At 48.4% G+C, this 21,108-nt stretch carries 17 protein-coding genes; 15 read left to right on the plus strand and 2 right to left on the minus strand.

Annotated elements, in window-relative coordinates:
* Positions 1 to 117: 117 nt before the first annotated feature.
* On the minus strand, positions 118 to 681 hold the full coding sequence (grpE, locus tag ACO0K4_RS15810; RefSeq protein WP_422957614.1) for a nucleotide exchange factor GrpE: 564 nt from the start codon (positions 679 to 681) through the stop codon (positions 118 to 120).
* Between the two features lie 522 nt (positions 682 to 1,203).
* Here grpE and rfbB point away from each other — a divergent pair.
* The 12 genes from rfbB to waaC all read left to right on the plus strand — a co-directional run bounded on the left by rfbB (position 1,204) and on the right by waaC (position 14,086).
* Positions 1,204 to 2,274 (plus strand): dTDP-glucose 4,6-dehydratase, encoded by a 1,071-nt coding sequence (rfbB, locus tag ACO0K4_RS15815; RefSeq protein ID WP_422957615.1) that lies wholly within the window; start codon positions 1,204 to 1,206, stop codon positions 2,272 to 2,274.
* Positions 2,274 to 3,167, plus strand: coding sequence for a glucose-1-phosphate thymidylyltransferase RfbA (rfbA, locus tag ACO0K4_RS15820; protein WP_422957661.1), 894 nt, complete (start codon positions 2,274 to 2,276; stop codon positions 3,165 to 3,167). The genes rfbB and rfbA overlap by 1 nt, the downstream gene beginning before the upstream one ends.
* Before the next feature lie 78 nt (positions 3,168 to 3,245).
* On the plus strand, positions 3,246 to 3,791 hold the full coding sequence (gene rfbC / locus ACO0K4_RS15825; protein ID WP_422957616.1) for a dTDP-4-dehydrorhamnose 3,5-epimerase: 546 nt from the start codon (positions 3,246 to 3,248) through the stop codon (positions 3,789 to 3,791).
* Complete coding sequence (rfbD, locus tag ACO0K4_RS15830; protein WP_422957617.1) at positions 3,788 to 4,714, plus strand: dTDP-4-dehydrorhamnose reductase; 927 nt, start codon at positions 3,788 to 3,790, stop codon at positions 4,712 to 4,714. Before rfbC ends, rfbD begins: the two co-directional genes overlap by 4 nt.
* 14 nt (positions 4,715 to 4,728) lie before the next feature.
* A complete protein-coding gene (locus ACO0K4_RS15835; RefSeq protein WP_422957618.1) occupies positions 4,729 to 6,054 on the plus strand; it encodes a flippase in 1,326 nt (441 codons plus the stop codon).
* On the plus strand, positions 6,051 to 6,983 hold the full coding sequence (locus tag ACO0K4_RS15840; RefSeq protein WP_422957619.1) for a glycosyltransferase family 2 protein: 933 nt from the start codon (positions 6,051 to 6,053) through the stop codon (positions 6,981 to 6,983). The genes ACO0K4_RS15835 and ACO0K4_RS15840 overlap by 4 nt, the downstream gene beginning before the upstream one ends.
* A 75-nt stretch (positions 6,984 to 7,058) precedes the next feature.
* A complete protein-coding gene (locus ACO0K4_RS15845) occupies positions 7,059 to 7,859 on the plus strand; it encodes a glycosyltransferase (RefSeq protein WP_422957620.1) in 801 nt (266 codons plus the stop codon).
* 3 nt (positions 7,860 to 7,862) lie between these two features.
* Positions 7,863 to 8,834, plus strand: a complete 972-nt coding sequence (locus ACO0K4_RS15850) for a UDP-glucose 4-epimerase family protein (RefSeq protein ID WP_422957621.1) — start codon at positions 7,863 to 7,865, stop codon at positions 8,832 to 8,834.
* 19 nt (positions 8,835 to 8,853) lie between these two features.
* Positions 8,854 to 9,414 carry a sugar transferase gene (locus ACO0K4_RS15855; protein ID WP_422957622.1) on the plus strand — a complete coding sequence of 187 codons (561 nt, stop codon included), beginning with the start codon at positions 8,854 to 8,856 and terminating at the stop codon, positions 9,412 to 9,414.
* Positions 9,415 to 9,498: 84 nt separating this feature from the next.
* A complete protein-coding gene (locus tag ACO0K4_RS15860) occupies positions 9,499 to 11,433 on the plus strand; it encodes a polysaccharide biosynthesis protein (RefSeq protein ID WP_422957623.1) in 1,935 nt (644 codons plus the stop codon).
* A gap of 43 nt (positions 11,434 to 11,476) precedes the next feature.
* Positions 11,477 to 12,853: a phosphomannomutase/phosphoglucomutase gene (locus ACO0K4_RS15865; RefSeq protein WP_422957624.1), complete on the plus strand. Its 1,377-nt coding sequence runs from the start codon at positions 11,477 to 11,479 to the stop codon at positions 12,851 to 12,853.
* Between the two features lie 246 nt (positions 12,854 to 13,099).
* The gene (waaC, locus tag ACO0K4_RS15870) at positions 13,100 to 14,086 is read left to right on the plus strand and encodes a lipopolysaccharide heptosyltransferase I (RefSeq protein ID WP_422957625.1); all 987 of its coding nucleotides are present in this window, start codon (positions 13,100 to 13,102) and stop codon (positions 14,084 to 14,086) included.
* A 33-nt stretch (positions 14,087 to 14,119) separates the two neighbouring features.
* Here waaC and ACO0K4_RS15875 read toward each other — a convergent pair whose 3' ends face one another.
* Entirely contained in the window at positions 14,120 to 14,866 is a 747-nt protein-coding gene (locus ACO0K4_RS15875; RefSeq protein ID WP_422957626.1) for a substrate-binding periplasmic protein, read from the minus strand.
* Positions 14,867 to 15,683: 817 nt separating this feature from the next.
* On the opposite strand from ACO0K4_RS15875, the gene ACO0K4_RS15880 reads away from it, so the two are divergent.
* The 3 genes from ACO0K4_RS15880 (at position 15,684) to ACO0K4_RS15890 (ending at position 20,667) form a co-directional block, all read left to right on the plus strand.
* Positions 15,684 to 16,589 (plus strand): DMT family transporter, encoded by a 906-nt coding sequence (locus ACO0K4_RS15880; protein ID WP_422957662.1) that lies wholly within the window; start codon positions 15,684 to 15,686, stop codon positions 16,587 to 16,589.
* 12 nt (positions 16,590 to 16,601) lie between these two features.
* Entirely contained in the window at positions 16,602 to 17,882 is a 1,281-nt protein-coding gene (gene waaA / locus ACO0K4_RS15885; protein WP_422957627.1) for a lipid IV(A) 3-deoxy-D-manno-octulosonic acid transferase, read from the plus strand.
* A gap of 295 nt (positions 17,883 to 18,177) precedes the next feature.
* Positions 18,178 to 20,667 carry an adenosylcobalamin-dependent ribonucleoside-diphosphate reductase gene (locus ACO0K4_RS15890; protein ID WP_422957628.1) on the plus strand — a complete coding sequence of 830 codons (2,490 nt, stop codon included), beginning with the start codon at positions 18,178 to 18,180 and terminating at the stop codon, positions 20,665 to 20,667.
* Positions 20,668 to 21,108 lie beyond the last annotated feature (441 nt).

The following is a 21,108-nucleotide window of genomic DNA, read 5'->3' on the forward strand; positions in this document are numbered from 1 at the left end:
TTTAATTATTTGATATTTATTGAGCTGCTTTACGCAATATTGCCGCTCTGTTGTTCTGGATATAGGGCAAAAAACCCTAGTTTCAAGCATTTTTTATCGTTTTTTTGCCTGTTTTTGCTATTTCCCTTGCGCCACGGTAATCAATGCTGGTCGCAATAAACGATCGGCAATCGTATAACCCTTTTGCAGCACTGTCACAACCGTATTTGCATCTTGCTCAGCAGGTACCATGGAAATCGCCTGATGCTTAGCTGGATCTAACTTCTCACCCTGAACAGGATTAATTTCAAGCAAACGGTTTTTTTCAAACGCAGCGCTCAATTGTTTTAATGTCATTTCAACACCTTCTTTGAGAGACTCAATCGATGGTGTTTCTACTTTCAGGGCCATTTCCAGACTGTCTTTAACCGGAACCATTGCTTCAGCAAAACCTTCTATCGCAAATTTATGCGCCTTCGCGATGTCCTCTTGGGCACGGCGACGGATATTCTCACCCTCGGCCTTAGCACGCATGAACGCATCCTGCAGCTCCAGAACTTTGGCTTCCAACTGCGCTAAAGTCTCGTTTGCATTAGTTCCTGCAGCATCAGCGTCTTGCACAGCATCATTCACCGATTCCACGGCAGGTTCTGCAGGCACTTCTGTATTAACGTTGTCTACAGGCTTTTCTTGGTCTTGCATCGTTTATCTCCAAATCAAATACACATTTCTTAGGAAATGGGGGGTAACCATGTCATTTCAAGGGGTATTCATGAACTTTTTCGGGGTTTGGCAGCGAGGCCAGCGCAAGTAACGACAATATGCTACTTAATTAGACGTTTTGTTACAAATTTTACATGAATCAGGTCTGGAAAATTTAGAGAAACCCACTACCATTACTAGTGAGATTCATGCGTTGGTACTGACCATGAATAGCGCCTGTCAGCTTATTAAGGAGATTACCAAAATGAAATTATCTCTTATTTCCATTGTCGTTTGCGCATATACCGTAATCGTGGTTGCCTGGATTTGCATGTCGCAAGCAAATATTATTTAAAACATAATCAACTTAAATAAAACTCGCACTAAAATCTTCTGAATACCAGCAAACTCCTTACAAACAGACCCTTTACACAGGTAAATTTTTCCACTTGAATCGAAAATCAAGCCTAGTCGCGTAAAATTGCTAACTTTAGACGGCTTTTAGCAAAAAGGAACTCAGGCATGATTTTCGTCACTGGTGGCGCAGGTTTTATTGGCGCCAATTTTGTACTCGATTGGCTAGCACAATGCGATGAGCCCGTTCTCACGTATGACAAACTGACTTACGCAGGCAATCTGAACAATCTTGTAAGCTTGCGCAGCGACCCTCGCCACTTTTTTGTACAAGGTGACATCAACGACCAAGATCAATTTGCCCAGTTGCTTGAGCAACATCAGCCACGTGCTGTTTTACATTTTGCGGCAGAAAGCCATGTAGATCGCTCCATTCTCGGACCTGCCACATTTGTAACAACAAATATCAATGGCACCTTCCACTTATTGGAGGCGACCAAAACGTATTGGCACAAATTACCCTCGACAGAAAAATCAGCATTTCGCTTCTTGCACGTGTCCACTGATGAAGTCTACGGCACACTTAGCGCAGAAGATCCGCCCTTTTCTGAAACGACTCCGTATGCGCCGAACAGTCCGTATTCCGCTTCAAAAGCAGCATCCGATCATCTGGTACGCTCGTATCACCATACCTATGGACTACCCACCTTAACAACGAATTGCTCGAATAATTACGGTGCCTACCATTTCCCGGAGAAATTAATCCCGCTCATTATTACCAACGCTCGTGCCGGTAAAGAATTGCCCGTTTATGGTGATGGTCAGCAAGTACGCGATTGGCTATATGTGAATGATCACTGCGCTGCAATACGCCGCGTGCTGGCAGATGGGCGGAGTGGCGAAACTTATAATATCGGTGGCTGGAACGAGCAAACCAATCTGAGTGTTGTCCATACCCTTTGTAACTTGCTTGATGAACTTCAACCCAAAAAAAATGGTAGCTACCGCGATCAGATCCGGCACATCACAGACCGTCCCGGACACGACAGACGTTACGCCATCGATGCCAGAAAAATTGAGCGGGAACTTGGCTGGAAACCAGCAGAAACGTTTGAGACAGGCTTGAAAAAAACTGTGGAATGGTATCTGGCAAACGATGTTTGGGTGAACCAGGTTCAGTCGGGAGATTACTTAAAATGGGTAGATTTGCAATACAGCAATAAGACGGAGGCTATATGATGCGAACCACCAGCCTCAGAAAAGGCATTATATTAGCCGGAGGCTCAGGCACCAGGTTGTATCCGGTAACGCAAGCAGTATCCAAGCAATTGCTGCCAGTGTATGACAAGCCGATGATCTATTACCCGCTAACCAGCCTCATGTTGGCAGGTATCCGTGAAATTTTGATTATTTCAACGCCTCAGGATACGCCACGTTTTAAAGAATTATTAGGTGATGGTTCCCAATGGGGAATCAGTTTGCAATATGCCGTTCAGCCTAACCCGGACGGACTGGCCCAAGCCTTTATTATCGGACGGGAATTTGTTGGAGACGCACCTTCCGCGCTGATTCTCGGCGACAATATTTATTATGGTAATGAATTTGAAAGCCAGCTACGTGCCGCGGACGAAGGAATATCCGGAGCGACAGTATTTGCCTATCACGTACATGATCCGGAACGATATGGTGTGGTCGAGTTCAATCAGAACAGGCAGGCTGTCAGCATTGAAGAAAAACCCTTAAAGCCAAAATCTCATTATGCTGTCACCGGCTTATATTTTTATGATCAGCAAGTACTGGATATTGCGGCGAGCATGAAACCATCGGCTCGAGGAGAATTAGAAATTACCGATGTCAACAATGCCTATTTAAAGCAAGGTCAGTTGCGTGTAGAACTAATGGGGCGTGGTATGGCATGGCTGGATACTGGCACACATGAGTCTTTGCTAGAAGCAGGTCAATTCATTGCCACCATAGAAAAGCGTCAGGGATTAAAAGTTGCATGCCCTGAAGAAATCGCCTATCGCCGCGGATACATTGATGATGTGCAGCTGGAAAAGCTCGCACAACCACTCAAAAAGAACGACTACGGACGGTATTTATTACAATTACTAAACGGAAACAGTTACTAAATCGAACGATAATTTATTTAAGACCAGTCTGCTCAAAATCAGTCTGCTTGAATTAAAACAATAACAAATATTTTGCATATGAACATCATACAAACGAACTTGCCTGAAGTTGTCATCATCGAGCCACGTGTCTTCAGTGATAACCGCGGCCATTTTTATGAGAGTTTTAATGCAAAAAAATTCGCCGACCTTACGGGCATTAGAAGTGACTTCGTTCAGGACAACCACTCCAGATCAACAAAAAATGTGCTCAGAGGAATGCATTACCAGATCAGGCAAGCACAAGGTAAATTGGTACGCGTCATTTCAGGTGAGGTATTCGATGTTGTAGTGGATTTGCGTAAAAGTTCACCACATTTCGGTCAATGGACAGGAATTACCTTATCCGCAGCCAATCGCTTGCAACTGTGGATACCGCCAGGATTTGCTCATGGCTTTTTAGTCACCAGCGATGAGGCTGAGTTTCTGTACAAAACTACCGATTACTGGGCGCCAGAACACGAGCGTTGTCTGCAATGGGATGATCCTGCAATCGGCATTCAATGGCCGTTACTGCACCCGCCAGTGATGTCGGCCAAAGATCAGCAAGGAAAATTGCTGGTTGACGCTGAGGTTTTTGAATGAGGATATTATTGACCGGCAGCACGGGGCAAGTAGGCAATGCTTTACTACGTCAGCTACAAGGTCTGGGGACCATCATCGCTCCCGGACGCGATCAACTAGACTTGAGCCAACCTAAGCTGGTACGGCAAGCAATACGTGATCTTCAGCCTGATCTGATTCTGAATCCAGCTGCCTACACCGCTGTTGATAAAGCTGAAAATGAGCCAGACCTGGCCAATGCTATTAATGCTGAGTCACCGGCCGTCATGGCAGAAGAAGCGAAAAAATCGGGCTGCATCTTGATTCACTACTCTACCGACTACGTGTTCAGTGGTAGCAAGCAAGACGACTCAGGTAATTGGGTGCCGTACAAAGAACAGGATGCAACTCATCCAGTGAATGTCTACGGGCAGAGCAAGCTCTCTGGCGAGCAGGCAATTCTGCAAAGTGGCTGCCGCCATTTGATTTTTCGCACCAGCTGGGTATATTCCTTATTTGGCAAAAATTTTTTGCTAACCATGTTACGACTTGCCAATGAACGACCTGAACTGAAGGTAGTCAACGATCAGTGGGGTGCCCCTACTTCTGCTGACTGGCTGGCGCAAACAACCTTAGACATCGTGCGGCAAATTCAGCAGGCCGAAAAACCTGGCGAATGGTGGGCGCAACACCAAGGGCTTTATCACGTGACGCCAGCAGGCAAAACAAGCTGGTGCGGGTTTACTGAGGAAATTATTACTCAGGCAAGTCAACGTCAAATGTTGCTCAAAGACGCCCCCAACATACTGGGTATTCCTTCAAGCGACTACCCAACGCCAGCCCGCAGGCCGCATAACTCACTGCTTGATACTGCGAAACTGACTCAGCATTTTTCTATTCAAACGCCAACATGGCAAGCCGTACTGGATAGCTGCCTGACGAGTAACTCCGTCCGCAATCAATAAGTGACTAATAACCAATGTCACTAAAGCGAAATACCTTATGGAATCTGCTTGGTAACGGCTTACCTCTGATCGCCGCTGCGGCCTTTACTCCCTACACCTTGCGAGAGTTAGGCAACGAGGCATTTGGCGTATTAACACTTATCTGGGCATTGATCGGCTATTTCAGTCTGTTTGACTTCGGAACCGGACGAGCGCTCACTTATGAGATAAGCAAACTAAGATCCAACGCGCAACCCAAGTTGATTCCGGCAGTTTTAAAAGCAGGTCTGATGCTCACTGTTGCTACGGGAACCTTGGGCACGCTGATCATGATTGTACTGGCACCGTATCTGGCGCAAACCTGGTTAAAAATCAGCCTACCATTGCAAGAAAATGCGCAAATAGCGTTTGAAATTGCGGCGCTAGGCGTCATCCCCACCGCCGTCACAAGCGGCTTAAGAGGCGCCATGGAGGGAATGGAGCGATTCCGTGCCTCTAACCTGAATCGCGTTTTCCTTGGTTTTTGCATGTTCACTTTACCAGCAGTAGCAATCAAATTGCACGGCCCCAGCCTGTGGCAAATTGCACTCTACCTGGCAATGGCGCGCCTGCTTGTAGTCTTCGGCGGCATGCTGCAATTGCGTGAATATCTGTTTATCCAAAAAAGTGCTGCAACAGTGACGACAGCAGATCCAGAGTATGCACTATCACACCGCATGCGTAGCCTGATGTCGTATGGATTATGGGTAACCCTTTCGAGCATTATTAGTCCTCTGATGGTATTTGGTGACCGGTTCTTTGTCAGCGCGATGGTAGGCGCAGATCAATTATCGATTTATGCTATTCCTCAGGAAGGTCTGATGAGGCTATTAATTGTTCCTATGGCGATTTGCGGTGCACTACTACCATTATTTGCCACATTCTCCGACTATCGGGCGCTGCAAGAAAGTTATCAGCAGAATTACAAACGTATGGCTGTCATCATGCTCGGGCTATGCAGCGTAACTGCATTGATCGCCTACCCCGGGTTAAGTCTTTGGTTGTCACCTGATTTTGCCAAAAATGCATTGCCAATCACTCTCATACTTACCGCAGGAACTTTTTTAAATGGCATTGCTTTGGTACCACATACCTTCTTACATGCTCAAGGTCAGACAAAAAAGACCGCACAATTCCACTTGTTTGAACTAGTCTTGTACATTGCCGTGCTATATATTCTTGCCGCAAAATTTGGATTAATTGGCGCAGCGCTGGCATGGACTTTCCGGGTTAGTCTGGATTGGATATTGTTACACCTGGCAGCGAAACAACATTTAAAAAAACTACCTTTTCAAGACCTGAGTATCGATCGCACGAAATGACCAACGAACAATCTGATTTATCTGCCCCCCTCATTGCCGCAGTTGTAGTCGGTTTTTTTCCTGAGGTGGATGTTCTGCAAGCGTTATTAAACAAGCTGCATACGCAAGTACAGCAACTCTACCTCGTCGATAACGGGGGCTGCGACGCATTAGATCTCAATGCACTTCCAGGCTGTCAGCATATCAAATTAGATAAAAATTATGGTCTTGGCTATGCTCTGAATAAGGGTTTTGAAGCGGCACACAACAATGGCGCAAGTTATGTTGCCACGTTTGATCAAGATAGCGCACCACCCGGCAATCTGATAGAAACTCTCCTGGCACAGCACCTGCTTTTAAAAAATAACCAGATTAATTGTGCGGCAATCGGCCCTAGTTTCTTTGACCGGAGGGAAACGAAAAAAGTATATTTTCCTTTTTACAAAGAGGGTGCTGAAGGAATTCAAACAATACTCCCGCCCAATCACGTGGACAATACTAAAATTGTTGAGGTCGATGTACTGATCACGTCTGGCATGTTGATTAAAACAGATGCATGGCTAGACACATTACGTTACGACGATGGAATGTTTGTTGATTACACTGATACCGAGTGGTGTTTCAGAGCGAGAGATAAAGGCTATCGCCTGTTCGGCAGCACAGAGGCGCAGATGGGTCATGCTTTATCTGATGCACCTCCGGTAAGGTTATTTAAGCTGAATTTCTTCCACTATTCCGCTTTACGGCGTTACTATTATTTCAGAAATACTTTATTAATCTGTAAAAAACCCTATGTCTCCGCTGCATGGAAAAAAAGACTTTTGACAGGACTGGCTTTACGATTTGTCGTCAGTTTATTCTATGAAAATAAGCGTTGGTCACAATTTACAATGATGTGCAAAGGAATATGGGCTGGATTACACAATAAAAATGGCGCCTATTCCAGGTAAAGCCATGCATCAATAATCATATAACAGATCAGATAATCATAAGAAAGATCAGGAAATGTGGATGGAGAGAACCGCATGATCCATATTGCTATCGTAAGCCATGGACACGAAGAATTACTCATCGCGAGTAATCTAGGGGGATTGCTTCAGGCAGGTGAAGGGATTCGCGTTTGGGTAAAGGACAATAAGCCTTCAGCTCGTTTAAAGACCTATTGCCATGAGCATCTTGTTACCTACTTCGATCGCATGCCCGGGCTGGGCTTCGGAGAAAATAATAATTTTTTGTATGCGCAGATCAAATCGGAATCTGGTTTTCAGCAGGATGATTACTTCGTCGTACTCAATCCTGATTTAAGTATTGCCCCAGAGACGCTGCTGGCGCTGATTGAGCAGATGAAAAAAGATGCATGCGTTTTGGCTACAATTAATCTCTACAGAGACCAGGAGTACCTGACCAGTGATGCGAATATTCGTCGCTTCCCTACCTTATTCTCTTTGTTGAGAATGACTATCAAGCGTTCCATTACAAAAAATTATGACAAAAAAAATATGCGCTCAGCTTGTCATGTTGACTGGGCATCGGGCGCTTTTCTCGTCTTCGATGCAATGCATTACGCCGCACTACAAGGTTTTGATCAAGCCTATTTCATGTATTTTGAAGATGTCGATATTTGCTACCGCTCACAACAGTTGTTAGGTAAAGGAGTTTTGTATTATCCGCAGTTCAAGGCAATTCATCTTGCGGCGCATAAAAACAGAAATATTGTCTCTCAACACGCCATCTGGTTTTTTAGTAGCTTTATGAAATTCCTATCACGCCGCTATTTTCTTTATCAGCGACAAAAACCTCTATCGGCCTCCAACTGGGCAAAGTAGCTAATGAGTCAAATATTTTTACTCACAGGAGCTACCGGCTTTGTAGGACAAGCGGTGCTGCATCAACTGCAGCAACAACAATCGAAAATTGTCTGTGTCAGCCGCCAGCACACCCTCAATCAACAATCCGGCAATAATACTTATCTGCACATTCCAGAAATCGGCTCTGCAACGCAGTGGAAGCCCGCATTGACAGGAATCACTCATATCATCCACTGCGCCGCCCGTGTCCACGTCATGAACGAGACGGCTGCCGATCCCCTGGCCTTGTTTCGGGAGGTGAATGTTGATGCCACGCTGAATCTGGCGCGGCAGGCTGTAGCAGCAGGCGTCCGGCAGTTTATTTTTATCAGCTCAGTGAAGGTCAACGGCGAAGCGACTGCCAAAGGTTTTCCGTTTAGCGAAGACAGCGTCCCTCGTCCTGAGGATGCGTATGGCATCTCAAAACATGAAGCAGAGCAAGTGCTGCTGGCGCTTGGTCGTGAAACGGGTATGGGGATTACCATCATTCGTCCGCCGCTAGTTTATGGTCCGGGTGTGAAGGCGAATTTTTTGAGTATGCTGCGCTGGGTTAAAAAGGGATTTCCCTTACCGCTCGCCAGCGTGGATAACCGACGCAGCTTTGTCTGTCTGGACAATCTGGTGAGTCTGATCCTGACCTGCATCGACCATCCGAAAGCGATGCAAGAAGTATTTTTGGTATCCGATGGACAAGACTTATCTACGGCCCAGCTATTACAATACTGCGCAAACGCTTTACAGGTGCCGTCGCGCTTATTTCCGTTTCCGCCGGGCGGGCTGATGCTGGCAGCCAGAATCGTGGGGAAACTGTCTGTCGCTGAGCGCCTATGCGGCTCTTTACAAGTCGATATCAGCAAAGCGCAGCGCTTGCTGGGATGGACACCACCCTGTACGGTACAGCAAGGCTTGCAGGCAACAGCAGCGGCACTGCATCAACCATCAAACAGCGCCTGAACAATCTGAAGGATATTTTTTGAAACGTGCATTTGATCTTTTTCTGGCCTTGATTGCCGCCAGCATCTTATTTATCCCTATCGTACTGACGGCCATCTGTGTGCGGCTTAGCTCGCCGGGACCGGTCGTGTATTGGTCTAATCGCGTCGGTCGCTATAATCGCATTTTTAAAATGCCAAAATTTCGCAGTATGCGCATTGATACGCCGGCGGTGGCGACCCATCTGCTCAGCAATCCGGATCAGTATCTGACTCCCATCGGTTCTTTTCTCAGAAAATCGAGTTTAGATGAGCTACCGCAGTTATGGAGCATACTCAAAGGCGATATGAGTTTTGTCGGTCCCCGTCCTGCGCTTTATAATCAGGATGATTTGATTGCACTGCGGTCAGAGCGTCAGGTTGACCGTATCCTGCCAGGCCTGACCGGCTGGGCGCAAATTAACGGACGTGACGAATTACCTATCCCTGCCAAGGTCGAACTTGATGCCTACTATGTACAGCATCAGTCGTTCTGGCTCGATATCAAAATATTGTTCCTCACTTTTTACAAAGTAGTCAGGCGTGATGGCGTTACCCACTAGCTTAGTAGTCAATAAATACACAGTTGAACTCTCGTAAAAACACGCAAGGACAAACTCCTTACTTCGAATAAGAATAAAAATCGCATGCAATTTCTACTCGCTTTACCCCGTTTGAAAAAGCAAGCCATTGCCGCACTGGCGGATACCGTGTGTTTGCCTCTGACTTTTATCCTCGCGATCTGGCTGCGTTACGACGGCTTAAGTATTGAAGTATTGTCGCATTACGCGATATTAATTGTCGCGGTGCCGCTGGTATCTATTCCCATATTCATCCGCATCGGCCTATATCGTGCGGTTATCCGCTATCTCGATCAAAAAATTATCTACATCGTGGTGCTCGGCGTCACCATGTCCGTCTTATTTTTGGCTTTCGTCAGTGTAATGACGCACATCATGGCACTGTCTCGTGCGGTGTTTGGCATCTACTGGGCGGGAGCGATTTTATATGTCGGTGCAAGCCGTTTGCTGGTGCGGTCTTATCTACTGGGCGTCAACCGGAATGACGATGCCATCAAAGTCGCCATCTATGGCGCTGGCAAAGCAGGCGTGCAACTCGCCACTGCCTTGCGCTCCAGCGATGAATATGCCTGCGTTGCCTTCATTGACGACAATGTCAATGTGCAAGGCTCTCTGATCGCCGGTATTAAAGTCAGCCCGGCTCAAGCCTTGCATAAATTGATTTCTCAATACGAGATCAAAGAAATCCTGCTCGCCATGCCGTCGATTTCTAAAACAAGACAAAAACAAGTGCTCGATGAACTCGAACAATACAAGCTCAAGATCAAAGTCACGCCATCCATTAAAAGCCTGGTAAATGGCGAACTCAGAGTACAGGACGTACGGGAAGTCGGGATTGAAGATTTACTGGGGCGCGATGCCGTTGAGCCTGATCCGCGCTTGCTGGCAACCTGCATCACTGATAAAAAAGTGTTAGTCAGCGGTGCGGGTGGATCGATCGGCTCCGAACTCTGTCGTCAAATTTTGAACCAGCAACCGGCGCAACTGATTCTGCTCGACATGTCCGAATATGCGCTATATGCGATTGAACATGAACTCAGCAGCTTGTGCGCGGCAACGAATTCACCTTGCGAGATTCTGCCCTTTCTCGGCTCAATTCATGACAGCGCAAAACTAAACAAAATTTTTCAGACCTATCAGATCGACACCGTCTATCACGCCGCCGCCTACAAGCATGTGCCTCTCGTAGAACACAACCCAATCGAAGGCATACGCAATAATGTATTTGGTACCCTGCGTCTGGCTGAAGCCGCGATCAAGGCGCAGGTCAAAAACTTTGTCTTGATTTCGACCGACAAGGCTGTTCGTCCTACCAATGTCATGGGAGCGACCAAGCGTCTGGCCGAACTGATTCTGCAAGCCTGCGCACGTAAACAGACGTCGACCCGATTCTGCATGGTGCGCTTTGGGAATGTACTGGGTTCGTCCGGCTCCGTGGTTCCCTTGTTCCGCCGGCAGATTATGCAAGGAGGTCCGATCACGCTGACGCATCCTGAGATTACGCGTTATTTCATGACCATCCCGGAAGCCGCACAACTGGTGTTGCAAGCGGGTGCCATGACCGCGGATGGTGGCGGCGATGTCTTCGTGCTCGACATGGGAGAGCCGGTCCGCATCATCGATCTGGCACGCCGGATGGTGCATCTGAGCGGCCTCGAAGTGAAATGTGATGCGACCCCCGACGGCACGATAGAAATCCATCATGTTGGCTTGCGTCCTGGAGAAAAGCTTTATGAGGAATTACTGATCGGCGACAACGTCGAGCGCACCACTCACCCGCTGATTATGCGCGCGCAGGAAAAAGAAATTCCCTGGCCCGAACTGCACGCCTTACTAAAGCAGCTTGACATCGCCTGCACAGAATTTAACTACGAAGAAGTCCGTACTCTCTTGCTAAAAATAGTGGCAGAATACGAACCACAATGCGGTATCGAAGATTTTTTATGGCAAGCGCAGGTACAACATCATCTGTCTGCCCAGACACCGACCGAATCGACTTAATACGAATCGACTCAACAAAATAATAGAAAGATAGAAAGCCATCATGTCCCTACTCTCTCCCAGCATTTTTAAAGCCTACGACATCCGCGGCATTATCGGTAAAACTCTGGACGCCGATGTCGCTTACCTCATCGGTCAAGCCTTCGGTAGCGCAGCGCTGGCGAAAGGCGAGCAAACCGTCATCATCGGTCGCGACGGCCGTTTGTCCGGCCCTGACCTGATCAAAGCACTGGCGAGCGGCCTGCAAGCAACCGGTGTCAATGTCATTGACCTCGGTATTGTTGCCACACCGATGGTGTATTTCGGCACGAACACCTTAGGTGCTGCGTCCGGCATCATGGTCACTGGCAGCCACAATCCGCCTGACTACAACGGCTTCAAAATGGTACTAGCTGGCGAAGCAATTTATGGCGATGCGATTCAGGCTTTGTATCAGACCATCTTGAATAAAGATTTCAAACAAGGCAATGGCACTTATCAGACGCACGACATCAAGGCCGCCTATCTGCAACGCATCATCGGTGACGTCAAACTCGCGCGCCCGATCAAGATCGCGATTGATTGCGGCAATGGCGTGGCAGGTGCATTCGCTGGCGAACTGTATCGTGGCATGGGATGCGAAGTGAGCGAATTGTTCTGCGAAGTCGATGGCAATTTCCCTAACCATCATCCCGATCCCGCACATCCGGAAAACCTGCAAGACCTGATCCGCGCTTTGCAAAACAGCGATGCCGAAATCGGTCTGGCATTCGACGGTGATGGCGACAGGCTCGGTGTGGTGACCAAAGATGGCCAAATCATTTATCCGGACCGTCAACTGATGTTGTTTGCAGAAGACGTCCTGACCCGCAACCCCGGCGCGCAAATTTTGTATGACGTCAAATGTACGCGTCATATTTCAGCCTGGGTCAAAGCACGTGGCGGTGTACCACTGATGTGGAAAACAGGTCACTCGCTGGTCAAAGCAAAATTGCGTGAAACCGGCTCCCCTCTCGGTGGCGAAATGAGCGGACACGTCTTCTTCAAAGATCGCTGGTATGGCTTTGATGATGGCATGTATGCCGGCGCCCGCTTGCTAGAAATTCTCAGCAAAGTCAGTGATATGACCGCCACATTAAACAGTCTGCCACAATCCGACAGCACGCCGGAACTGCAATTACAGCTAAATGAAGGCGAGAATTTTGCGATCATCGCCGAGATGCAAAAGAACGCCAACTTCCCCGGTGCCGATGAAGTCATTACCATCGATGGTCTGCGTGTCGAATATCCGGACGGCTTTGGCCTGGCACGCTCATCCAACACGACACCCGTGATCGTGATGCGCTTCGAGGCAGAAAATCCGGCCGCACTGGCGCGTATTCAGGCAGCGTTAAAACAAGCTGTCCTGGCGGTAAAACCCGATGCACAGCTGCCATATTAACTACTCGGCTAAAGGCTAAACAAGCAACGCCCGATGACGACGAACGACGCTCTTATTGATACCTGCACTGAAATTTGCACAGCAATAAGAGCGTCAATGAAAGCATTATCTCTCCGCTCTGGATAAAGATATACTCCTACATCGTATTTTTGACACTCCCAATAAAAATAAGCGGATAAAGGCTTATTTTTATTATAAATAGGGGGAGTATATGAAAAACCTCTCTCAACAAACGATCTTATTGCTGTGAAAATCCTGCTCATCCGCGTCTCATCGCTAGGCGATGTCCTGCACAATATGCCGATTGTGCACGATCTGCTGCGGCACTTCCCCGACGCTCAAATCGACTGGGTCGTCGAAGAAGCCTATGTGCATCTGGTGAGACTCAATCCCGGTGTACAACAGGTTTTTCCGTTTGCCTTACGCCGCTGGCGCAAGACCCTGATGAGCAAACCGACGCGTCAGGAGATTCGTGACTTTTTCTATCAGTTACGTGCTCAGGAATACGATCTGGTACTTGATACACAAGGTTTGCTGAAAACCGGCATCATCATGGGCATGGCAAGAATTACACCAACGGGCAAGAAAGTAGGCCTCGCGAATGGTACCGAAGGATCAGGCTATGAAGGTATTTCCCGCATTTTTCACACTGCCAGCGTAGCGGTCGATCCCCGCACCCATGCCGTCTTGCGCGGTCGTCTGGTCGCCGCACATGCCGGCGGCTATAGCGTCGACACCCCAGCGAGTTTTGGCCTGCGCCAGTTGTATAGCCTGTCACAAATTCGACCGGCATGGATGCCAGATCAGCCTTACGCCGTGTTCTTCCACGGTACTGCCGGCGCCTCAAAAAAATGGGCAAGAGAAAACTGGATACAACTTGCTCAGACCTTGCAGGCAGCCAATCTGCCTATCCTGCTTCCCTGGGGTAACGCGGTAGAAAAAGCAGAAGCAGAACAGATGGCAGCCCACATACCCGACGCCACCGTATTACCGCAACTGTCCATGCAAGATGCCATCCTCCTCGCCCAAGCCGCCCGCATTGCCATTGGCGTTGATACCGGACTAACCCACATCGCCGCTGCTTATGAAACGCCGACCGTCGAAATTTATTGTGATTCGCCGCGCTGGAAAACTGAAGGTAACTGGTCCGACAAGATTGTAAACCTGGGAAATAAAGGGCAGCCTGCCAGTTTGGCCGAGGTGGAGCAGGCTGTAACTCAGTTGCTCAAATAGAGTAACGCCCGCTAGCGATTAGTTACCGCATATTCAATGGAGAATAAAATTATTTTTTGCGGGAAGAGAATCTAACTCGCCGCTACTCCGCCCTTTTAAGATGACCTGATTCAAGATCTGGATAATGCCATCGTCCTTATCCGCCCGAATCGCAAAGTGAATCTCCTCGGCAATCAAAGGCTTCGGCAATACACTGAGCTGCACCGACTCAAACTGGGCATCCTCGCCACGTGACTGTTCATATAACCGACGAATTTTCTCCTGGAGCACTGATGGATTGCTGCCCCTTGTCGAGATCAGGGTTGCATCAGTCCGCTTACGCAACAACTTATTAAACCGGGACATCGGAGAACCACTATCCGATTCAATTTTAAAAAACCCATCTTTGAGCCGATCGAATTCATCGCCAAACTCGGTACCGGCAGAGACTCCTAAGGTTTTGCCTTTTAAATCTTGGGCTGTTGACAATGTAAATTGCATATCACTACGCGTAACTAGAAATACATAGCTGGTGTACAAACCTGATGAGAAATGAAACCGTCTGAGCCGCGCAGAAGTTTTTGATACCCCAAATATCAGCGCCTCACCACTCTCAGCGTTTTGCAAGGCACGACGCCAGGGAAAACGCTGTAGCGTGAATTTCAGTTGTGCTTCGCGCGCAATATAATCGAGCTGTTTCAACAATAAAGGAGGCACAGGCATAGGCTGTCCTTTATCGTCAATCAGATCGCCAATAAGTAAATTCACTTCGCGCTCAGCTGCGTAGGTCACCGTGCTCATTGCATATCCGGCAAAAAAGATACATAACGCAGGCAAATAATACAGGCGACGAAGTATGAGTTTGACTAGCTGCGCCATAAGTTATTTATCGACATCACTCGACCTCCCGCGATAACGAGTCTATCTGTCAACTTCGACTATTTATATGTATCACGAAGTCCCGTCGTTAAGTTAACAGGACTTCGGCAAAACGACAAGCTGCTTAGCAAGCATATACGCGGGAATTTCAACAAACCTTCAAGTTGAAAAGTCCTATCGATAGGACTTACGCAAAAATCAAGACCTCCTAACAAAGAGATAAAGAGACAAAGAGAAAAGACAGGAGTAAGCGGTGTCATGAAATATCGATTAGCTATTTTTTAAGTAGCTCCCTCGTTAATATCGATACTCAACGAAGCCACATACTCCTGCTACGTCTTTGTGTGAGATATTTTAGTTTTAGTTTTTTGTATAAGTATTGGCTAACTCATTTGCCATACCCCATGCGGTATTAAGCCAAGATCTATGAGCATTCAAACCTTGGAGGCATTTTGTGCTGCGCCACTGGCTGTCACTGCGACCGTACAAGAGCCATATGAAAGTGCGGCCACCAATTTATCAAGCTCGCATTACGGCAGCATACTTTTCATATTAAGCCTGCTCGTCCTTATTCCAGATTTGCATGCTAACAATACATGATGGCCAGACGACGACTATCGCCTATGAACGTAAATAGAATTCAAGTCAGCAATTTCACCTGCCCGCCATCAGCACAGCCTCTTTTTAAGGTATATTCCACCCTTGCCTTCGTTTCCAAAGAGGAAGTTTTTCCTCGCTTCTGATGACTTCCACTCGTAAAAATCTTGACGGCTTTGCTGTCGCGATCATGATCGTGCTCTGTATTTGCTGGGGGTTGCAGCAAGTGGCGATTAAGCTCGCTGCGCCTGTACTCAGCTCCAGCATGCAACTGGGTCTGCGCTCTGCTATCGCTGCAATGCTCGTCATGCTCTTGATAGGGGTGCGCCGCATTCCATTTTCCCTACGCGATGGCAGCCTGCTTCCTGGCATTGCCGCTGGCGTGTTGTTCGCGGTCGAGTTCATGTGTATCTCTATCGGATTGAACTACACTTCGGCTTCGCATATGTCGGTGTTTCTGTACACCGCACCGATTTTTACGGTAATGGGCTTACATTGGCTGATACCAGCAGAGCGCATGCAAACCAGCCAGTGGCTGGGTATCGTCTCAGCATTTATTGGCGTGGCGATTGCTTTTTCAGCCGCATTTCAAGCCGATGCGCATGCTCTCAGCGACATGCTGATTGGCGATGCGCTGGGCGTTTTAGGCGGTATCTTATGGGCGGCAACGACGGTTGTGATACGTCGCTCCAAACTATCCGAGGCACAGCCGACCACGACCTTGCTGTATCAGTTGACAGGTGCGGCAATATTGCTGCTTCTGTTTTCGGCGGCGAAAGGTGATTTGCAGTTACAGGCCTGGGATGCCCATATCTGGATCAATCTTTTATTTCAGTCGGTTGTGATTGCATTTATCAGCTACCTGACCTGGTTCTGGCTGCTGCGCCGCTATCTGGCATCGCGCTTATCGGTATTCTCTTTTTTAACACCCTTATTTGGTGTCGCTGCGGGCGTTGTGTTTTTGCATGATCCCGTCAGTCCGCGCTTTGTGATGGGAGCAACGCTGGTACTGACCGGCATTGTGTTGGTCAATTTTCGTCGAAACTGATACTCTGCCGCCATGCGCCTTTTATATTCATTTGTCTGGAGTTTGTCCCTGCCCATCGTCTTGCTAAGACTATGGATACGTGGTCGCCAGGAGCCTGGTTATCGTCAACACATTAGCGAACGCCTAGGATTTTATCCTGTCTATTCCCATCAAAAAACGCTCTGGGTGCATGCGGTATCTGCCGGTGAGACGCGTGCTGCCGAACCTCTGATACGCGCACTGCTGCTGCGCTATCCGCAGCATCATCTGATACTCAGCCATATGACGCCAACAGGGCGTGCCACTGGTGCACTGCTATTTTCCGATATCTCGACCCGGATTACACAGGTGTTTGTGCCTTACGATATCAACTGGATGATCAAGCGCTTTTTGCGTCATTATTCGCCCTCCCTGTGCGCCTTGATAGAAACCGAAGTCTGGCCAAATCTGGTCGCGCAATGCAAGCAATTTGGCGTGCCCGTCGCCTTGGTCAATGCGCGGCTCTCTGAAAAATCATTAAAAAAAGCCTTGAAGCTGTCTTCCCTGATCTTGCCTGCGGCCAGTGCGATTACCTGCGTGGCAGCGCAATCTGGCCCCGATGCAGAGCGCTTAAAAAGTCTGGGCGTGAATCAGTTGGAGGTGACAGGCAATATGAAGTTTGACGTAACACCGCCGGAGCATATGGCCGAACGTGGCGCACGCTTGCGGCACTGGCTGGGTGACCGGCAAATTTTCTTATGTGCGAGCACCCGCGATAGCGAAGAAGACTTACTGCTGAACGCGTTTGTCGCGCACCGCAAAGCTAATACCCTGCTCGTCCTCACGCCACGTCATCCGCAGCGATTTGACCAGGTCGCAGCGATGCTGACACAGCATGGCTTGAGCTTCGTACGTCGCTCGGTGATGAACCTGGACGCTGGCGAGAACCCGCTGCCGTCGTCGGTTGACGTTGTTCTGGGTGATAGTATGGGTGAGATGTACATGTATTACGCCGCTTGCGATCTAGCTTTTGTCGGCGGCAGTCTGGTGAACCTTGGCGGTCATAATCTGATTGAGGCCTGCGCCATGGCAAAGCCGGTGATGACGGGGCCATACACGTTTAATTTTTCTGAAATTACCGAACAAGCCATCACTGCACAGGCGGCATTACGTGTCGCCAATCCAGACCAGCTTTTTGCGCAAGCCTGGACCTTACTGGATCAACCGGCAACGCTGGCATCGATGGGGCAAAATGCGCACGCCTTCTTCCTGCAACATCAGGGTGCAACGGCCAGAACCATGCACATGCTGGAAAAAATCGTCAAGACGGCCTGATCACGCTACGACACCAAAACACTACAGTTAGTGACAATCCCCAAAAGCTACACTACAATTCGCGCCTTTTGCCCTTCTTGAGGGGGTTCAAGGCAAACTCGGAACGGAGGTTTATAATGAATCTCTATTTGAAAATTTCCTGCCTTTTTACTAATTTATTGCGCTTAGCTTGCTCTTTACATTGGCATTGCTGGTGGCTGCGCAGTCACCCGGCACATCTACAGTTGCATTGATACCTTCCAATATTTGCATCCCCTATTTTTTGCTTTACATGAATGAACGGAATCAGAGAACCATGAACGCCAACGACAAAATGCTCGGCATCACTGAAATGCCAACCCAGGAAATTTCTCTCGACGTTCTCCTCGAAAAATATGCCAAGGGTAATGAATCAAATATTCTTGAAGTTCAGCAGCGTGTAGCCAAAGCACTGGCGTCGGTAGAGGGCGCAGATTTTCACGGTTATTACGAAGAAAAATTCTTGTGGGCACAACAAAATGGCTTCGTCCCTGCTGGCCGTATCAATTCCGCTGCAGGTATGGATTTACATGCAACGTTGATTAACTGCTTCGTACAACCAGTCGGTGACTCGGTATCCAGTACCACCAACGGCAAACCCGGCATCTACACAGCCTTATCCGATGCGGCAGAAACCATGCGCCGCGGTGGTGGCGTGGGTTACGATTTTTCTACGATACGCCCAAAAGATTCTCTGGTGCGCGGCACTCGTTCACGTGCGTCTGGCCCGGTCTCGTTTATGCAGGTATTCAATGCGTCCTGCTCCACCGTCGAGTCGGCGGGTGCGCGTCGTGGCGCGCAAATGGGTGTATTGCGCGGTGACCATCCAGACATTCTGGAGTTTATCCGCTCCAAGGATCAAGGTGGTCTGACTAACTTCAATATCTCGATTGGCGTGACCGATGAATTTATGGAAGCCGTCGCCAACGATAGCGATTATTGCCTGGTACATAGAGCCGAGCCAGGTGATGAGAAAAAAGAAGCCGGCGCCTATCAACGTGAGGACGGTATCTGGGTACATCAGACGGTACGGGCCCGTGCGCTATGGGATGAAGTCATGCGATCGACTTACGATCACGCCGAACCTGGCATCCTGTTCCTGTCACGCATGAATACAGAAAACAATCTGTACTACTGCGAAAAAATTGAAGCGACCAATCCTTGCGCCGAACAACCACTGCCCGACTACGGTTGCTGCTGCCTGGGCTCAATCAATCTGACCAGATTTGTGACCGCACCATTCTCAGATGCGGTGAGTTTTGATTACGATAAATTTAAAACCGTCGTCAGTATCGCCATTCGCATGCTGGACAATGTACTGGAAGCGACGGCGTGGCCTTTGCCGCAACAAGAAGCCGAAGCACAATCCAAACGCCGCATCGGCCTGGGCTATCTCGGCATCGGCAGTACGCTGGTCATGATGGGCTTGCGTTACGACTCAGACGAAGGTCGTGCAGTCGCGCAAAAAATCTCCGAAGTCATGCGCGATGCCGCATATCTGGCCTCATCCGAACTTGCGAAAGAAAAAGGCGCATTTCCTTTATTCGACGGCGACAAATATTTGGCAGGTCTGTTCGCCAAGCGCTTGCCAAAAAACATCCGCACAGCGATTGCCAAGAACGGTCTGCGCAATTCCCATCTGCTATCTATCGCGCCAACAGGCACGATTACCCTCGCGTTTGCCGACAATGCTTCGAACGGAATTGAGCCTGCGTTCTCCTGGGTCTATAACCGCAAAAAACGCATGCACGATGGCGAAAGCAAAATCTACGAAGTCGCTGATCATGCGTGGCGTCTATATCGCCACATGGGTAATGACGTCAGCGACGACAGCAAATTACCGGCACAATTTGTCACCGCACTAAACATGTCGGCAACCGACCATATGAAGATGCTGCAAGTGGTGCAGCCTTACATCGATTCTTCGATTTCAAAAACGGTCAATGTCCCCGCAGATTATCCGTACGAGGATTTCCAGAATCTGTATATGGACGCCTGGCGCGCTGGCCTCAAGGGCCTGGCAACCTACCGCCCGAACAGTATTCTGGGCAGCGTATTATCCGTCGCAACAGAAGTGGCAGCACCAGTAGTCAATACGGTTCCTGACGACGACTTGTTACGCAAACAATTCGACGGCCGGCCTTTTGGCGATCTGGAATCAGTGACATCCAAAGTCCAGTATATGACCTACGAAGGAAAGAAAACTGTCTACCTGACAGTCAGCTTCATCCACTTGCAAGGCATGGTCGGCGGCGAGCGCGTAACAATAGAACGCCCATTTGAATTCTTCATGCCAGCCGGACAAAAGAACGATGGCCAGCAATGGATTTCAGCAAGCATGCGCCTGTTATCAATGGCAGCACGCTCCGGCGGATCTATCGCCAAAGCACTAGCCGACATGCGTGAAGTAGTCTGGGACAAAGGTACAGTACGTTGCGGCACCATCACCAAAGAAGATGGCACGCAAGCACCACTATTTCACGAATCTGAAGTCGCAGCAATTGGCTATTCTCTGCAACGCATTCTGATCAAACGCGGCTTTATTGACGCCTCAGGCAATCAGGTACCGGTGACCGTGTTGGCAGAACAGTTCCGCAGCAAAAGCCTCGCCTACGGCATGGATGACCTGGCTTACGAAGGTGAGACCGCCCCGATCAGCTACGTCGCCATTGGCAAAAAATGCCCGGATTGCGGCGCATATGCCTTGCAGAAAATAGACGGCTGCAGTCGTTGTGTGTCTTGCGGTTATGTGGGTGCTTGCGGTTAAATTAATCTGCGATTTTTTAACTAATATTCTTGTGGTTAAGGCATAAAGCTGTACTAATCATTTGATAGCAAAACTAAAGCAATTTATGATTTAAAAAAAAGTAGTTACTGTAACTACCCCTGTTTTCGTTCTTAAAAATAAGGCCCGTGAATATCACTGGCCTTATTTCATATCAAATTGGTGGGCTTGAATACCATTCATCCAACATTTTACGGTTATACGGCCACGGCCTCACTGATTCGTGCATGTGGCGGTGATTTACGTAGTTCCATCTAATCTTTCAATAACTTTAGCTATTTGCTAGCGACCGCCTGCGGATAGCCATGAAAAAGTCGCCCTCTCAAGTCCCTAGGTCTTATTTAGTGAAGTCAAAGACAGAGTATGAGGGTATTACATCTTGCTGTTGTGAAATTGGAAATTCAACACTATTTTAGTTAAATA

The organism is Undibacterium sp. RuTC16W (genome assembly GCF_049339445.1).
Lineage (GTDB): Bacteria > Pseudomonadota > Gammaproteobacteria > Burkholderiales > Burkholderiaceae_D > Undibacterium.

Excerpts from the sequence above, each read along its gene's own strand:
- grpE (WP_422957614.1), bottom strand. The coding sequence starts at position 681 with ATGCAAGACCAAGAAAAGCCTGTAGACAACGTTAATACAGAAGTGCCT.
- rfbB (WP_422957615.1), top strand. The coding sequence starts at position 1,204 with ATGATTTTCGTCACTGGTGGCGCAGGTTTTATTGGCGCCAATTTTGTA.
- rfbA (WP_422957661.1), top strand. The coding sequence starts at position 2,274 with ATGCGAACCACCAGCCTCAGAAAAGGCATTATATTAGCCGGAGGCTCA.
- rfbC (WP_422957616.1), top strand. The coding sequence starts at position 3,246 with ATGAACATCATACAAACGAACTTGCCTGAAGTTGTCATCATCGAGCCA.
- rfbD (WP_422957617.1), top strand. The coding sequence starts at position 3,788 with ATGAGGATATTATTGACCGGCAGCACGGGGCAAGTAGGCAATGCTTTA.
- ACO0K4_RS15835 (WP_422957618.1), top strand. The coding sequence starts at position 4,729 with ATGTCACTAAAGCGAAATACCTTATGGAATCTGCTTGGTAACGGCTTA.
- ACO0K4_RS15840 (WP_422957619.1), top strand. The coding sequence starts at position 6,051 with ATGACCAACGAACAATCTGATTTATCTGCCCCCCTCATTGCCGCAGTT.
- ACO0K4_RS15845 (WP_422957620.1), top strand. The coding sequence starts at position 7,059 with ATGATCCATATTGCTATCGTAAGCCATGGACACGAAGAATTACTCATC.
- ACO0K4_RS15850 (WP_422957621.1), top strand. The coding sequence starts at position 7,863 with ATGAGTCAAATATTTTTACTCACAGGAGCTACCGGCTTTGTAGGACAA.
- ACO0K4_RS15860 (WP_422957623.1), top strand. The coding sequence starts at position 9,499 with ATGCAATTTCTACTCGCTTTACCCCGTTTGAAAAAGCAAGCCATTGCC.
- ACO0K4_RS15865 (WP_422957624.1), top strand. The coding sequence starts at position 11,477 with ATGTCCCTACTCTCTCCCAGCATTTTTAAAGCCTACGACATCCGCGGC.
- ACO0K4_RS15875 (WP_422957626.1), bottom strand. The coding sequence starts at position 14,866 with ATGAGCACGGTGACCTACGCAGCTGAGCGCGAAGTGAATTTACTTATT.
- waaA (WP_422957627.1), top strand. The coding sequence starts at position 16,602 with ATGCGCCTTTTATATTCATTTGTCTGGAGTTTGTCCCTGCCCATCGTC.
- ACO0K4_RS15890 (WP_422957628.1), top strand. The coding sequence starts at position 18,178 with ATGAACGCCAACGACAAAATGCTCGGCATCACTGAAATGCCAACCCAG.